Source organism: Actinoplanes sp. NBRC 101535 (genome assembly GCF_030269225.1).
GTDB lineage: Bacteria > Actinomycetota > Actinomycetes > Mycobacteriales > Micromonosporaceae > Actinoplanes > Actinoplanes rectilineatus.
The window spans coordinates 1,067,598-1,082,155 of record NZ_BSSY01000001.1; the positions used below are offsets into that span (position 1 = coordinate 1,067,598).

The window sequence follows — 14,558 nt, forward strand, 5'->3', positions numbered from 1 at the left end:
GGCAGACCCCGCACCGGGGGCCGTACCAGACGGCCCCGGTGGCACTTGCGAAAAACCTGTTGGATCCCGGTCAGAAAGGGCTGGTGGGAACACCGGCCCCGGCCTCCTGTGGCAAGATCCGCCGCATGCTTTCCGCAGGGCGCTCATGGCGCTGATCATCCGGCGCGCCGTGGCCGCCAAGGGCCTGCTCGCCGCCGCCCTGGCCGTCATGGTCATCGCCGTCCTGCTGCTGGCCGCCCTGACCGCGTACACCCGTTCGTCCGGCGCCGCCGGGGTGCGGGCCGCGATCGCCGCCGCCGGCCCGCAGGACCGGTCCGTGCTGGTCCGCGGTGCGGGCGGCAGCGACCCGCAGGCCCGGGACCGTGCCGTCCGCGACGTGTTCCGGTCCACGTTCGACGACGTCACCGTGTCCGGCGCGTCGTACGGCTCCGGCTGGGCACTGTCCGGGCCGGCCGGTGACGCCGTCCCCGACGACGACGGTGTCGTGTACGCCGACGTCGTCGCCCTGGAGAACCTCGCCGCCCACGCCACCCTCGTCTCCGGGCGGTGGCCGGCAGCCGACCGGCAGACCGCGCTTGCCGAGCCGGTCGCCGCGACCCTCGGCGTCACGGCCGGCGACACGCTGCGGCTGGCGGACCGGCGCACCGGCAAGGTCGTCGCGTTCACCGTCTCCGGCGTGTGGCGGCCGGCCGCCCTCACCGACCCGTACTGGCTGCTGGTGCCGGACGTGTTCGCCGGCCGGGCCGCGCAGACGTCCACCTACGGGCCGATCGTCGTCGGCGCGGACACCTTCGCCAAGCGGTTCACCGCGGGCGCCTCGGCGGGCTGGCTCGCCGAACCCGACCTCGACGGTGCCGGTCTGGCCCGCGTCACGCGTACCTCCGCATCGGCGTCCCTGATCGTGGAAGGCCTGCCGGAGAGCACCGGCCTGGGCAACTCGGCGACCGTCACCACCGGCCTGGGTGAGCTGGCCGGCCGCCTCGACCGCGCCGACCTGGTACGCCGGTCCACCATGGTCACCCCGATCCTGCTGATCGTGGTCCTCGGCGGGTACGCGCTGTCGCTGGTCGCCCTGCTGCTCGGCGAGGCCCGGCGGGCCGAGACCGCGCTGCTGCGGGCCCGTGGCGCCTCCCGGGTGCAGCTCGGGCGACTGGCCGCGGTCGAGGGCCTGGCCATGCTGCTGCCGGCCGGCCTGGTCGCGCCGCCGCTCGCGGTGTTCCTCCTCGGCCTGGTGCCGTTCCCGGCCGGGCTGACCGTCGAACCGCGCCTCGACGCCTCGGTGTGGCTGACCGCCGGTCTCGCCGTCGCCGGCGGTGTCCTGGCCCTGACCCTGCCCGCGGTCCGCAAGGGCCGCACCTACATCGCCGAGACGTCCGGCCGGTCGCGCCTGCCGATGCTGCGCCGCGCCGGACTGGACCTGGTCGTCGTGGTCCTGGCCGTGCTCGCCTGGATGCAGCTGCGGCAGTACTCGTCGCCGGTCGGCGCAGGCCTGGGCATCGACCCGCTGCTGGCCGCCGCCCCGATCCTCGGCGTGCTGACCGGCGCGGTGGTGGCGATCCGGCTGCTGCCGCCGGTGGCGAGGCTCGCCGGGGCCCGGCTGGGCCGCGGCACCACCCGGGCGTGGCTGCTCGGCACCTGGCAGGCGGGCCGCCGCGCCCAGGCCGGGCCGATGGTCCTGCTGGCCCTCGCGGTCGCCGCCGCCACGGTCTCCTGGTGCCTGACCGGCACCGCCGAACGGTCCATCGGCGACCAGGCGGTGCAGCAGGTCGGCGCGGACGTGCGCCTGGTCGAGGCGGCCGGCTCGGCTCCCGCCGGCCGGGCCGCCCAGATCGCCGCGCTGCCCGGCGCCGGGCAGGTGGTGCCCGCCTGGCGGGAGAGCCTGACGATGTCCGCCGGCCGGGATCCCGCCGAGCTGATCGCCCTGGACACCGCCGCGGCGCAGGGCGTGGTGCAGGCCCGCGACGACGCCTTCGGCAGGTCCCCGGCGGCGCTGCTCGGGGAGGTGGCTGCCCAGCGCGGTACGGTCACCACGGGCACCCTGGCGGCCGGGACGATCCGCAGTGACCGCCCGGTCCACACCACCGCGGTCCTCACCGGCGGGCGCCGCATCGACCTCGGCGTCAGCGACGCGGGGCGCCCGGTCCGGTTCGACGCCGGCGGGGCGGGCCTGCTCGGGTTCGTCGCCGAGACCTCCCCGGACGTCGAGGCGTCCTGGCTGATCACCGGGCAGGGCCGGGACTGGCGCGCCCTCGCCCAGGGCAGCTCCACCAGCATCGCGGCCCTGGACAAGGGCATCCGGGTCCGCGGGCGCGTCGCGGTGACCCGCGAGCCGGGCCGCACCGCGGTGCCGCTCGTGGTCACCCCGGACGTGCTGACCGTGCTGAACGCCGAGGTCGGCGAGCACACTCTGCTCGGTCTGCCCGGGGGCACGGTCCAGGCGATCGTGGTCGCCACGGTGTCCCGGGTGCCCGGCACCGCCGGCGGGTCGGCGCTGCTCGCGGACCGGGTCGCCCTGGACGCCCGGCTGTTCGAGAACTTCGGTGTGGCGTACGGCAACGAGGAGTGGTGGGTGAGCGGCGAACCGCGCGGCATGGACGAACTCACCGGGCTGCAGGTGCTCGACCAGCGGGACATCGCGGCGGCCGCCGGACGTGACCCGTTCGGTGCCGGTGCCCGGTTCGCGCTGTTCGGCGCGGCGCTCGGCGCGGTCCTGCTGGCCGCCGCCGGCATCGCCGCGGACGCCCGCGCCACCGCCCGGCGCCGGGCCGTGGAACTGTCCGTCATGCACACCCTCGGCGCCGGTCCCGGTCTGCTGGCCCGTTCGCTGGTGGTCGAGCAGGCGTTCCTGGCCGGGCTCGGCGCGCTCGCCGGGCTCGGCGTCGGGCTGCTCGTCGCCGGGGCGATGGCGCCGCTGCTGGTGCTCACCCCGGCGGCCGCCCGGCCGGTGCCGGAACCGGTCCTGGCCGTCGGCTGGCTGCCCACGATCGGCAGCGCGGTCCTGCTGGTGCTGATCGCTCTCGGACTCAGCGCGCTCAGCGCGTCCGCGGCCGCCCGCCGGCTGCCCGCGTCGCGCCTGCGGCTGGGGGCCGACCGATGAAGGCCGTCCTGCGCCGGGTCCGCGCGTACGCGGGGCAGCTCGGACTGCTCGCCGCCCTGGTGGGGCTGGCCGCGTTCCTCGCCTCCGGGCCCGCCCGGCTGATCAACGACCAGATCGACCTCGGCCTGCGCGGCGACGTCGGCGAGCTGGGTTCCAGCGCCCGTGACGTCACCTTCAGCCACAACCTCGAACCGCCGCTGATCGCGCGGGCCGGTGACGGCGCCCCGCTGCTCGCCACCATCCGGGACGGGCTGCGTGCCCCGCTGCCCGAGATGATCGACGGCGCGTGGTTCATCGCCGAGGTCGGGCCGGCCGCCGTGGTCCGCGGCGGGCGCAACGAGTCCTGCCCGCAGCTCGCCGCGGCCCGCCGCCAGACCGGCGCTGACGAGGCCACCCGCATCGTCGACGGGCGCCGCCCCGCATCCCGGGCCGGGCGCTCCGAGGCGATCATCGGCGCGGACGCCGCCGCGGCCCTGAACCTGCGCACCGGCGAGAAGTTCGCCCTCGCCGACCGGTTCGGCGTCGCCGAGATCACCGTCGTCGGCGTGTTCGAACCGGTCGACGCGGCCGCCCCGATCTGGGACGACATGCGCCTGGTCCGGGCCGCCTGCCCCGACCCGCGTGACGGCACCCGCTGGCGGGCCGTCCTGCTCACCGACGCCGTCGGCGCCGACACGGCCGGCACCGACGCCGAGGCGCTGGAACACCGCTGGCGGTACCGGATCGACGAGCGGGCACTCACCGCCGACCGGATCGGCGAGGTGAACGAGGCACTGGCCGCCGCCCGCCGCACACCGCCCGCCGACGGCACCAGCATGCTGACCAGTCTGGACAGCACCCTCGCCGCCTTCGACCAGCGGCTGCGGGCGGCCCGGTCGCTGATCGCCGTCGTGCAGGCCGGCATCCTGGCCACCCTCGCCGGGCTGATCCTGCTCGCCGCCCGCCTCGCCGTCGAACGCCGCCGCGGCGAATACGCCCTGCTGCGCGCCCGCGGCGGCTCGGTACCCCTGATCGGCCGCCGTGGCCTCGCCGAAGCCCTGGTCGTGGTCCTGCCCGCCGCGGCCCTCGGCTGGACGGCCGGCATCCTCACCCCCGGACGCGCCGAACCGATCGAGATCCCCCTGGTCGCCGGCGTGCTGCTGCTGGGCCTGCTGGCCCCCGCCGGGTACGCGGCAGCGCTCGCCCGCCGCCCCGACTTCACCGGCCACCGCGGCGACCTGATCACCGCCCGCCCCTCGCCACGGCAGCTCACCGCCGAGGCGTCCGTCGTCGCGCTCGCCGCCGGCGGCGTCTACCTGGTGCGGCTGCGCGGCCTCGACGCGGGCGCGGGCGTCGACCCGTACCTGATCGCCGTCCCCGTCCTGCTGGCCCTCGCCGTCTCCCTGATCGCCCTGCGGATCATGCCGTTCCCGCTGCGCTGGGCCGGCCGGATCGCCGCCCGGACCCGCGGCGCCGTCGCCTTCCTCGGCCTCAGCGGCGCCGGCCGCGGCTCCCCGCTGCGCTCCGGGCCCCTCGCCGTCCTGGTGATCGCGGTCGCCACCGGCATCTTCACCAGCACCGTGACCAGCACCGTCGACACGGCCCGCAGCCGCGCCGCGGAACTCGCCGTGCCGGCCGACGCCATCGTCGACGGCTACTTCTTCGCCCCGGACACCGCCGCGACGATCGCCGCCCTGCCCGGCGTCACCGCCGCCGCACCGATGCTCACCGCCTCCGCCGCCAACGTCCGGGTCACCGGCCGGCCGACGATCCTGCAGGCCCAGGTGATGGTGGTGGACACCGCCGCGTTCGCCTCGGTCTCCAGCGCCGCGCTGCCCGCCGCCGTCACCGCGGCCCGGCCCGGCGGCGACGCCGTCCCCGCCATCGTGTCGTCGCACCTGGCCGGGCAGGCCGCCGCCGGCGGCACCGTCGAGGTGCAGGGCCGCCGGTACCCGTTCACCACCGCCGTCGTCAGCGACCTCGTGCCCGGCCTCGGCACCGGGGTCCGCGACTTCATCGTCCTGCCCCAGCAGGCCATGGCCGTCCCGGACTTCCAGCCGATCGTGCCCAACCACATCCTGGTCAAAGGCGACGGCTTCGACCCGCAGGCGGTACGCGCCGCCGCCGACCAGGGGCAGATCGCCCAGATGCGGCAGCTCGTCGCCCGTACCATCGAACCCTGGGAACTGACCGTCCCGGCGACCGTGCTGACCCGCGACGCCGCCCGGTCCGCCCTCGCCGAACGCGGCGTCGACGGCGTCCTCAGCGTCACCTTCACCGCCGGCCTGATCGCCGCCGCCGGCCTGGCCCTGCTCGCCGTCGCCCTGACCGTGCTGGCCGGAGCGCCCGCCCGCGGCCGCACCCTGTCCAGGCTGCGCACCATGGGACTGTCCGCCGGGCAGGGCCGCCGCCTGCTGGTGTTCGAACTGGTCCCGGTGCTCGCCGCGGCCGTCCTCGCCGGCGGCGTGGTGGGCGTGGCCCTGCCCGCGCTCATCGGCACGGCCCTCGGGCTCGCGGACTTCACCGCCGGTGTACCCACCGGCGTCAGCGTCGACCCGTCGACCGCCGCCGGGGTGCTGGGAGTCGCGGCACTCGCCGTGATCGCCGCCCTGCTGGTGGAGAACGTCGCGAACCGCCGCCTGCGCCTCGGCACGGTGCTGCGGCTCGGAGAGGAGCAGCTATGACGACGACCGATCTGGCCGACCTGGAACGCCGGGCCGCGGAACAGGCGTCGGCCCGTGCCGGCGGCCACGACCGGCTGCACGGCCACATCGTCTGCGACGGCCTGGTACGGATCTTCCGCACCGAGGGCGTCGAAGTGGTCGCCCTGCAGGGCCTGGACCTGGTCGTCGACCGCGGTGAGCTGCTCGCCGTCGTCGGCGCCTCCGGCTCCGGCAAGTCCACCATGCTCAACATCCTGTCCGGGCTGGACGAACCGACCGCCGGGGTCGCCACGGTGGCCGGCTACGACCTGCTCGGCATGACCGCGAAGAAGCGCCTCGCGTACCGTCGCAAGGTCGTCGGGTTCGTGTGGCAGCAGACCGCGCGGAACCTGCTGCCCTACCTGACCGCCCGGGAGAACGTCGAACTCCCGATGACCCTGGCCGGGCGCGGACGGGGCCGCCGTGCCACCGATCTGTTGGAGATGGTCGGCGTCGCGCACCGCGCCGGCGCCCGCCCCGACCAGATGTCCGGCGGCGAACAGCAGCGCTGCGCCGTCGCCGTGGCCCTGGCCAACGACCCCGAGGTGCTGTTCGCCGACGAACCCACCGGCGAACTCGACGAGGCCACCGCCGACGAGGTGTTCGGCGCCCTGCGCACCGTCAACGCCGAACTGGGTGTCACCGTCGTCGTGGTCACCCACGACATGAACGTCTCCGGGCAGGTGCGCCGCGCCGTCGCCATCCGCGACGGCAAGACCGCCTCCGAGGTGCGCCGCTCCGCCCGCATCGCCGCCGACGGCACCGAACACCACATCTCCGAGGAGTACGCCGTCCTCGACCGGGCCGGCCGCATGCAACTGCCCGCCGGGTTCGTCGACGCGCTGTCGCTGCGCGACCGGGTACGCCTCAACCTTGAAACCGACCACGTCGAAGTCCGGCCCGGGGAGAACAACCGATGAACGTCGTCGAGGTGAACGGCCTGGGCCGCGACTACGGCACCGGCGACCGGACCGTGCACGCCCTGCGCGACGTCAGCTTCGGCGTCGCCAAAGGCGAACTGGTCGCCGTCCGCGGCCGCTCCGGCGCCGGCAAGACCACCCTGCTCAACCTGATCGGCGGCCTCGACCGCTCCACCGCCGGCACCATCCGGGTCGCCGGCCGCGACGTCACCGGCGCCTCCGAGAACGACCTGCTCGGCCTGCGCCGCGACGTGATCGGCTTCGTCTTCCAGTCGTTCGGCCTGATCCCGATCCTGTCCGCGGCCGAGAACGTCAGCATCCCGATGCGCCTGGCCCGCCGCAAACCCGCCGAACGCGACGAACGCGTGGCGGTCCTGCTCGAACTGGTCGGCCTCGGCGCCCAGGCCAACCAGCGCCCCGGCGAACTCTCCGGCGGCCAGCAGCAGCGCGTCTCCCTGGCCCGTGCCCTGGCCAACGACCCCGAACTGCTGATAGCCGACGAACCCACCGGCCAACTCGACTCCGACACCGGCCGAGCCGTCATGGACCTGCTCCGCGCCGTAGTCGACGCCCGCGGCATGACCGCCCTGGTGGCCACCCACGACAGCGCCCTCATCGACCGCGCCGACCGGGTACTCACCCTGCGCGACGGCCGCCTCTCTTGATTCACCACCTTCAATGGTACGAGCCACACCTCCCTCAGAAACCACACCTACTCGGAGCTGCCCCAGGCTCCCAGCCGCCCACTGCCTCGCCCCAGCCCTCAGCTGCCCCCTGCCTGCGGCCTCCCGCTACTTCGCGAGAGGGTGCCGCGGCGAATCCCGCTGACGATGGCGATGGCGATGGAGCTCGAGGAGGCGATGGAGCTCGAGGAGGCGATGGAGCTGGCGAGGTGAGGCGAGCGAGCTGGTGAGGCGAGCGAGATGGCGACATGAACGAGATGGTGAAGCGCAACGTCCGGCACGACGACCCGCACTCAGCGGAACCGTCCCGCTCAGGCCGGGACGTCACCGCAAGGACCCGCCCGCGTCTTGGGGTTCATGCTGTGAGGTCCGCAAATCAGAACGCCGAACGCACATGCACGTCGTAGCGCCGGTTCTACCGCCCGCGGATCCCGAGCTCACCCTCCGCGAGGTGTACACCTTGTTCGCCTGAGCCACAGCCTTCGACGGTGTCCCCGTCGACGCCCCATGCGGCGGCCCTCATGCGGCGGCAGTCCCCGGCGGCGGGCCCCATGCGACGGCGGTCCCCGGCGACGGCCCTATACGACGGCAGCCCTCGACGATGGCCCCACGCGACAGCGCCTTGGGTAGCCATCGCCTGAGAGTGCTGGTGGTCGCACCCGATCGAAGGGCTGCCGTCGCACCCGATCAAGCGATCGGGTGCTCTCACCGTCCTGAGTCGGATGGCGGTGGTACCCATTGTCGAATCCGGGGTGCGCGGGCTGTCTGCTGGTCCGGGGAGCGGGCGGTGGGTGTGCCCGATCATGTGTTTGGGTGCGCGGGCTGTCTGCTGGTCCGGGGAGCGGGCGGTGGGTGTGCCCGATCATGTGTTTGGGTGCGCGGGCCGTCTGCTGGTCCGGGGAGCGGGCGGTGGGTGTGCCCGATCATGTGTTTGGGTGCGCGGGCCGTCTGCCGGTCCCGGGAGCGGGCGGTGGGCGTACCCGATCATGTGTATGGGTGCGCTTACCGCCCTAAAACGGATGGTGACCGTCCCCAAGCGCATGATCGGGTGCGGCCGTAGCCTGGCTGGCTCGTGACTTCCTCCAGCCACAACGCCACTGACCGATGGCGGTCCCTTGATCGGGTGGCCCGGCCGTCTCGGAGAGCTGCGCCGAGCCCCCGTGCCGAGCCGTGCCGAGCCGTGCCGAGCCGTGCCGTGCTGCGCCGTGCTGCGCCGAGCTGCGCCGAGCTGCGCCGAGCTGCGCCGAGCTGCGCCGAGCTGCGCCGAGCCGCGACGAGCCGTGCCGTGCTACGCCGTGCCCCCTTGCCGTGCCGTGCCGAGCCCGCGCCGAGCCGCGACGAGCTGCGCCCGGGGCATCGCTGGGTTGTTCTTGGTCGCCGCTCATGCGCTGGGTGGGGATTCGTTGGATGAACCCCAAGACCCAGGCGGGTCCTTGCGGTGGTGTCCCGGCCGCGGCGGCTCGGTTTCGCTGGGTGCGGGTCGTCGGGCCTTGCCTTGCGCTTGACAGCCGGGGTCTTCGGTTCGTTCTGTGCTGGTGGTGGGAGTGGTGGGCCTCGCCTGCGTGCTCCGAGCGGACCCTTCGGGGCGGTCTGCTCCGGTGCTGACAAAGCTGAAGGGCCGCGCCCGTGAGCGCGGCCCTTCACTGTCCTGAGGACGGGGTGGAACGGGTAGAACGGGTGGATCGGGTGGAACGGGTGGAACGTCAGCCCTTGACGCTGCCTGCGAGCAGACCTCGCACGAAGTAGCGCTGCAGCAGCAGGAACACCGTCACCGGGACCAGGATGGACACGAAGGCGCCGGCCGACAGCAGGTGCCAGGCCGTGCCGCGGGTGCCGCTCAGGTTGGACAGCTGGACCGTGATCGGGGAGATCTCGGGGGAGCCGGCGAACGTCAGCGAGACCAGCAGGTCGTTCCACACCCAGAGGAACTGGAAGATGCCGAAGGCGGCCAGGGCCGGCGTCAGCAGTGGCAGCAGCACGCGGAAGAAGATCGCCACGTGGCCGGCGCCGTCCATCCTCGCCGCCTCGATGAGGCTTGCGGGGACCTCTTTGATGAAATTGTGCAGGATGTAGATCGCCAGCGGCAGGGCGAACGCGGAGTGGGAGAGCCACAGCGTCCAGAACGTGTTCGCGATGCCCATGTCGACGTACAGGGTGAGCAGCGGGATCAGCGTGACCTGCAGTGGCACGATCTGCAGGGCGAAGATCACGATGAACAGGAAGTTCTTGCCGGGGAAGCGCATCCAGGCGAACGCGTACGCGGCCAGCGACGCCAGGCACAGCGGGATGATCACGGCCGGCAGGGCGATGACGATCGAGTTGAGGAAGAAGTCGGCCAGGTTGATGCTGTCCGGGTCGAAGACGGCCTCGTAGTTCTCGAAGGTCACCTTGGGGTCGGAGAAGAAGGTCCACCAGCCGGTCGTCTTGATCGCGCGTTCCGGGCGGAACGAGGAGACGAGCAGGCCGAACGTGGGCAGTGTCCACAGGACCGCGATGACGATCGCGGCGAGGGACGCCCACGGCGAGGTGAGTTTGCGTTTGGCCGCGGTTGCGGCCGAAACCTTCTTACCGGGTACGTCCGGAGATTCGATAACGACAGGGGTCGAGGTTGTCATCATGCCTCCGAACGGCGCAGCTGCCGGATGTTGTACACCACGATCGGGATCACCAGGATGAACAGCACCACCGCGAGGGCGGCGCCGAGTCCCTGGTTGGCGCTGCGGAAACTCTGGCTGTAGAACTCGTTGGCGATCACGCTCGTGTCGAAGCGGCCACCGGTCATGGTCTGCACGATGTCGAAGACCTTGAGGGTGCCGATGGCGATCGTGGTGAGCACGACGACCACGGCGGGCCGGATCGCGGGCAGGGTGACGAACCGGAACATGCCCCAGGGGGTGACGCCGTCGAGGCGGGCGGCCTCCACGATGTCGTCCGGGATCGCCTTGATGGCCGCCGACAGCACGGTCATCGCGAAGCCGGCCTGGATCCAGATCATCACCAGGATGAGCAGGAACGTGTTGAGCGGCGATTCGATGAGCAGCTGTACGGGCTTGCCGCCCAGCCACACGATGATCTGGTTGATCAGGCCGATCTGTTTCACGTTGCCCTGGTCGGGGCGGTACTCGTACATGAACTTCCAGATCACCGACGCCGCCACGAAGGAGATCGACATCGGCAGGAAGATCAGGGCTTTGGCGAACGATTCGACGCGCGCCTTGTCGACCAGGATCGCGTAGAGCAGGCCGACGCCGGTCGCCAGGAACGGGGTCAGCAGCACCCAGAACGCCGTGTTGCGCAGCACGGTGCGCTGCTCGGCGTCCCCGATGATGGTCGTGTAGTTGTCGATGCCGATGAAGGTGTTGCCGGCCGCGTCGAAGAACGACTCGTAGATGGTGCGCAGACCCGGGTAGAGCAGCCCCACGCTGAGCATGATGATGACCGGCGTGAGGTAGAGGTAGGCGACCAGCGGGTCGCGTTTGCCGGTGAAACGCCCGGCGATGAAGAGGATGACGCCGACGACGGCGGCGAACAGAAGGATCGCCGCGAACATCTGCAGCAGTTTGTCGGAAGCGGTGGAGGCGGTGGTGAACACGCGGCCCGTTCCTCCTTGGTCTATCCAAGTGGCGTGGAGGAGAAAGAGAAGAATCCGCCAGGGCCGGTCGGGGCTTTGAACCCGACCGGCCCTGGCGATGCTGTCTAACCAGTGCTGTCTGACCCGTTGCGGTAGAACGACCGCGGAGGGGGGATTACTTGGGCCAGGCGCTCTCGATGTTGTCCACCGTGGTCTTGGTGTCCTGACCGGTGATCCAGTTGGTGGTCTGCTTCCAGAACGCGTTGGAGCCGACCGCGGCGGGCATCATGTCCGAGCCGTCGAAGCGGAACGTCGCGTTCGGGTCCTGCAGGATCTCCGCCGACAGCTTGTCGATGGGGTTGGTCAGGTTCTCCACCTTGAGACCGTTGTTGGCGCTCACCCAGCCGGACGAGACCTTGGCCTTGGTGTTGGCCCACACGTCCGAGGACAGGTAGGTCTGGAAGGCCTTGACCTCGGGACGGTCCGCGAAGGACAGGACGAACTCGCCGCCGCCGAGAACCGGCTTGCTGGTGGTGTCCTTGCTGGGCAGGTAGAAGGCGTAGATGTCGCCGTCCTCGGCCACCTTGGTGTCGGTGGGGAAGTTGGCCGCGTAGAAGCTGGCCTGGCGGTGCAGGGAGCAGGAACCCTCGAGGATGGGCAGGCCCGCGTCCTGGAAGGTGGTGCTGGCGATGCTCTTGACGTCGCCGAGGCCGCCGTTGACGTACGCGTCGTTCTTCAGGTACGAGCCGACGGCCTCGAGGGCCGCGGTGGACTCGGGACCGTTGAAGGCGATCTCGTGCTTGACCCACTTGTCGTAGGTCTCCGGCCCGCTGAGCCGGAGCATGAAGTCCTCCATCCAGTCGGTGAGGGGCCACCCGGTGGCCTCACCGCTGGCGATGCCGGCGCACCACGGCTTGCCGCCGTCCGCGACGATCTTGTCGGAGAGGGCCTTCAGCTCGTCCAGAGTGGTCGGGACGGTGTAGCCCTTGTCCTTGAACTCGGTGGGGGAGTACCACACCAGGGACTTCACGTTGGCACCCAGCGGCGCGGCGTAGAACTTGCCGTCGACCGTGCCGTACGCCTTCCAGTCCTCACCGAAGAACTTGTCCACGTTGGCCGCGGTCTCGGCGGGGGCCTCGACGGCCTTGCCGGTCGCGACGAGCTGCTGCAGCAGGCCGGGCTGCGGCACGAACGCGAGGTCCGGCGGGTTGCCGGCCTTGGCGCGGACCAGGATCTGGGTCTCGAACGCCTTGTCGCCCTCGTACTTGATGGTGGCGCCGGTGCAGTCCTCGAAGGGCTTGTAGGACTCCTTGTGCGGGGTGTCCTCCGGGGTCACGATTCCGGTGTAGATGGTGACCGTCTTGCCCTTGATGTCGCCGAACGCCGCGTACGGCGCACAGTCGATCGCCGCTGCCTTGTTGTCGTCGCCGCTGCTGCTGTCGGAGTCGCTGTCGCCGCAAGCGGTCAGGCTGAACGCCAGCCCGACGCTGAGGGCACCGGCGAGCGCGACCCGAGATCGCGAACTGTGACCGAACATACCGCTCCCTATGTCATATAGCGCCTCCGGCGTCTGTCGACGCCGCCGTCCGAAGCGCTTCTTGCCCCACAGTCAAGAGGTAACCAGCACGTTGCGCAATGATTTCGCCGCGATCGAGTCGGTAACGATATCGCTGCGACACCCCGGCACCTTAACCGGTTAAGGGGATTGGCGAAAGAGTCTAGTCGCGCGTCGTGCTGCCTGCCGGGCATACCCATATTTTTCAGTCTCAAACCGGCACTCAGAAGCGGGTGAGTCGGTTTTGTAAGTGTTCGTGGTAAGCCACTTCCGGCAGTGAGTCGACGGTCGGGCGGAAGCCACAAAAAGGAAACCGCCGTGGTAGCGGGAGCCACCACGGCGGTCTACGTCTTGCACGAGGGCGCGTTCACTCACGCCATCGCGCGGGCCTCAGCCGGCGACGGCCAGGTACTTGTAGCCGAGCCGGCGCATGCGCTCGGCGTCCAGCGCGTGCCGCCCGTCGAGCACCAGCGGGTTGCGCATCAGGCCGACGAACTTCGACCAGTCCAGCTCCAGGTAGTGCGCCCACTCGGTGACCAGCACGACCGCGTCGCAGTCGGCGAACACGTCGTCGATCGTCTCGCTGAGGTAGCCGGCCAGTCCGGGGTGCTCGACGCGGAACCGCTCGGTGGCCACCGGGTCGTGCAGCTTGACCCGGGCGCCGCGGGCCAGCAGCGACTGGGCGATGTCCAGCGCCGGGGCGTCCCGCAGGTCGTCGGTGTTCGGCTTGAACGCCAGGCCGAGCAGGCCGATCTTGCGGCCCTTCAGGATGCGCAGCTCGTCCTGCAGGCGCTCGACGGCGATGGCGCGCTGACGCTGGTTGACGTCGCGGGCCGCCTTCACGATCGGCATCTCGAGGTTGTACTCCGAGGCGGTGGCGATCAGCGCCTTGGTGTCCTTGCCGAAGCAGGAACCACCCCAGCCCACGCCGGGCTGCAGGAACCGCGAGCCGATCCGCTGATCCAGGCCCATGCCCCGGGCGACCTCGGTGATGTCGGCGCCCACCTTGGCGGCGAGCTGGCCGATCTCGTTCGCATAGCTGATCTTCAGGGCCAGGAACGCGTTGGCCGCGTACTTGATCAGCTCGGCGGAGGCCAGGTCGGTGGAGACCAGCGGCACCGCGTTGACGTCCTCCGGGCGGGGCAGGAACGTCGGGGGCGTGAAGGTCTGGTTGATGATCGGCCGGTAGAGGCGGTTGAGCACCTCGAGGCTGCGCGGGTTGTCCGAGCCGATGACGATCCGGTCCGGGAAGAGGGTGTCCGCGATGGCGTTGCCCTCGCGCAGGAACTCCGGGTTCGACGCGACCGCGAACTCGGCGCCGGACGGCCGGTCCTGGCGGGAGGCGAACGAGTCGCGCAGGATGGCGTCGACCCAGTTGCCGCTGCCGATCGGCACGGTCGACTTGTTCACCACCACGGTGAAGTCGTGGTCGATGTTCTGCGCCACCGTCTCCGCGGCGCTGCGCAGGTAGCGCAGGTCGGGACTGCCGTCGGCCGCCGACGGCGTCTGCACCGCGACGAACACCACGTCCGCCCCGGGCACCGCATCCGCGTACGAAGTGGTGAACGTCAGGTTCGGCGCGGCCTCGGCGAGCAGATCCTCCATGCCGGGCTCGTAGATCGGGCATTTCCCCGCGCGCAGCATGTCGACCTTCGTCTGGTCGAGGTCGACGCACGTCACCTCGTGGCCCAGGAAGGCGAGGCTGACGCCGGTGGTCAGGCCGACGTACCCGGTGCCGACAACGCAAACCTTCATGCAAACTCCTCCACCGCGACGCCGGCCGCGATTACGCCACGTACCGGCTGGGGCCCGCCTCGCCCGTACGGACGGTGCTCGGGCCGGTCGGCAGGCATGTCCCGGTGGCGGCGGCCTGCATGTTCCGCCGAATGATACACAGCTGGTTTGACGGCATTTTGTCGCGCTGAGTCCGATTCCTCCCGTGACGGGTTCCGGAGTGTGGCGAAAATATCTCGCTTTGCCCGACGTGATCACCATCTATTACTCAGCGTAATCGAATGACGACATGCGAAATTCTGTCGATGTTTCCAGCT

8 protein-coding genes are annotated in these 14,558 nt (G+C 71.4%); 4 read left to right on the plus strand and 4 right to left on the minus strand.

Annotated elements, in window-relative coordinates:
- Nucleotides 1-145 precede the first annotated feature (145 nt).
- Genes QSK32_RS04655 through QSK32_RS04670 form a run of 4 tightly spaced genes read left to right on the plus strand, consistent with a single transcriptional unit; the run spans nucleotide 146 to nucleotide 7,363 of the window.
- Nucleotides 146-3,097 carry an ABC transporter permease gene (locus QSK32_RS04655; protein ID WP_285471279.1) on the plus strand — a complete coding sequence of 984 codons (2,952 nt, stop codon included), beginning with the start codon at nucleotides 146-148 and terminating at the stop codon, nucleotides 3,095-3,097.
- Entirely contained in the window at nucleotides 3,094-5,760 is a 2,667-nt protein-coding gene (locus tag QSK32_RS04660; RefSeq protein ID WP_285471281.1) for an FtsX-like permease family protein, read from the plus strand. Before QSK32_RS04655 ends, QSK32_RS04660 begins: the two co-directional genes overlap by 4 nt.
- The gene (locus QSK32_RS04665) at nucleotides 5,757-6,698 is read left to right on the plus strand and encodes an ABC transporter ATP-binding protein (RefSeq protein ID WP_045745569.1); all 942 of its coding nucleotides are present in this window, start codon (nucleotides 5,757-5,759) and stop codon (nucleotides 6,696-6,698) included. Before QSK32_RS04660 ends, QSK32_RS04665 begins: the two co-directional genes overlap by 4 nt.
- The gene (locus QSK32_RS04670; protein WP_045745570.1) at nucleotides 6,695-7,363 is read left to right on the plus strand and encodes an ABC transporter ATP-binding protein; all 669 of its coding nucleotides are present in this window, start codon (nucleotides 6,695-6,697) and stop codon (nucleotides 7,361-7,363) included. Before QSK32_RS04665 ends, QSK32_RS04670 begins: the two co-directional genes overlap by 4 nt.
- 1,721 nt (nucleotides 7,364-9,084) lie before the next feature.
- On the opposite strand, the gene QSK32_RS04675 is transcribed toward QSK32_RS04670, so the two are convergent.
- From QSK32_RS04675 to QSK32_RS04690, 4 genes are all read right to left on the minus strand, one after another.
- Nucleotides 9,085-9,996: a carbohydrate ABC transporter permease gene (locus tag QSK32_RS04675; protein WP_211275499.1), complete on the minus strand. Its 912-nt coding sequence runs from the start codon at nucleotides 9,994-9,996 to the stop codon at nucleotides 9,085-9,087.
- Nucleotides 9,996-10,931, minus strand: a complete 936-nt coding sequence (locus QSK32_RS04680; RefSeq protein ID WP_045745601.1) for a carbohydrate ABC transporter permease — start codon at nucleotides 10,929-10,931, stop codon at nucleotides 9,996-9,998. The genes QSK32_RS04675 and QSK32_RS04680 overlap by 1 nt, the downstream gene beginning before the upstream one ends.
- Before the next feature lie 196 nt (nucleotides 10,932-11,127).
- Nucleotides 11,128-12,489 carry an ABC transporter substrate-binding protein gene (locus QSK32_RS04685; protein ID WP_045745572.1) on the minus strand — a complete coding sequence of 454 codons (1,362 nt, stop codon included), beginning with the start codon at nucleotides 12,487-12,489 and terminating at the stop codon, nucleotides 11,128-11,130.
- A gap of 408 nt (nucleotides 12,490-12,897) precedes the next feature.
- Nucleotides 12,898-14,262 carry a UDP-glucose dehydrogenase family protein gene (locus QSK32_RS04690; protein ID WP_045745573.1) on the minus strand — a complete coding sequence of 455 codons (1,365 nt, stop codon included), beginning with the start codon at nucleotides 14,260-14,262 and terminating at the stop codon, nucleotides 12,898-12,900.
- Nucleotides 14,263-14,558 lie beyond the last annotated feature (296 nt).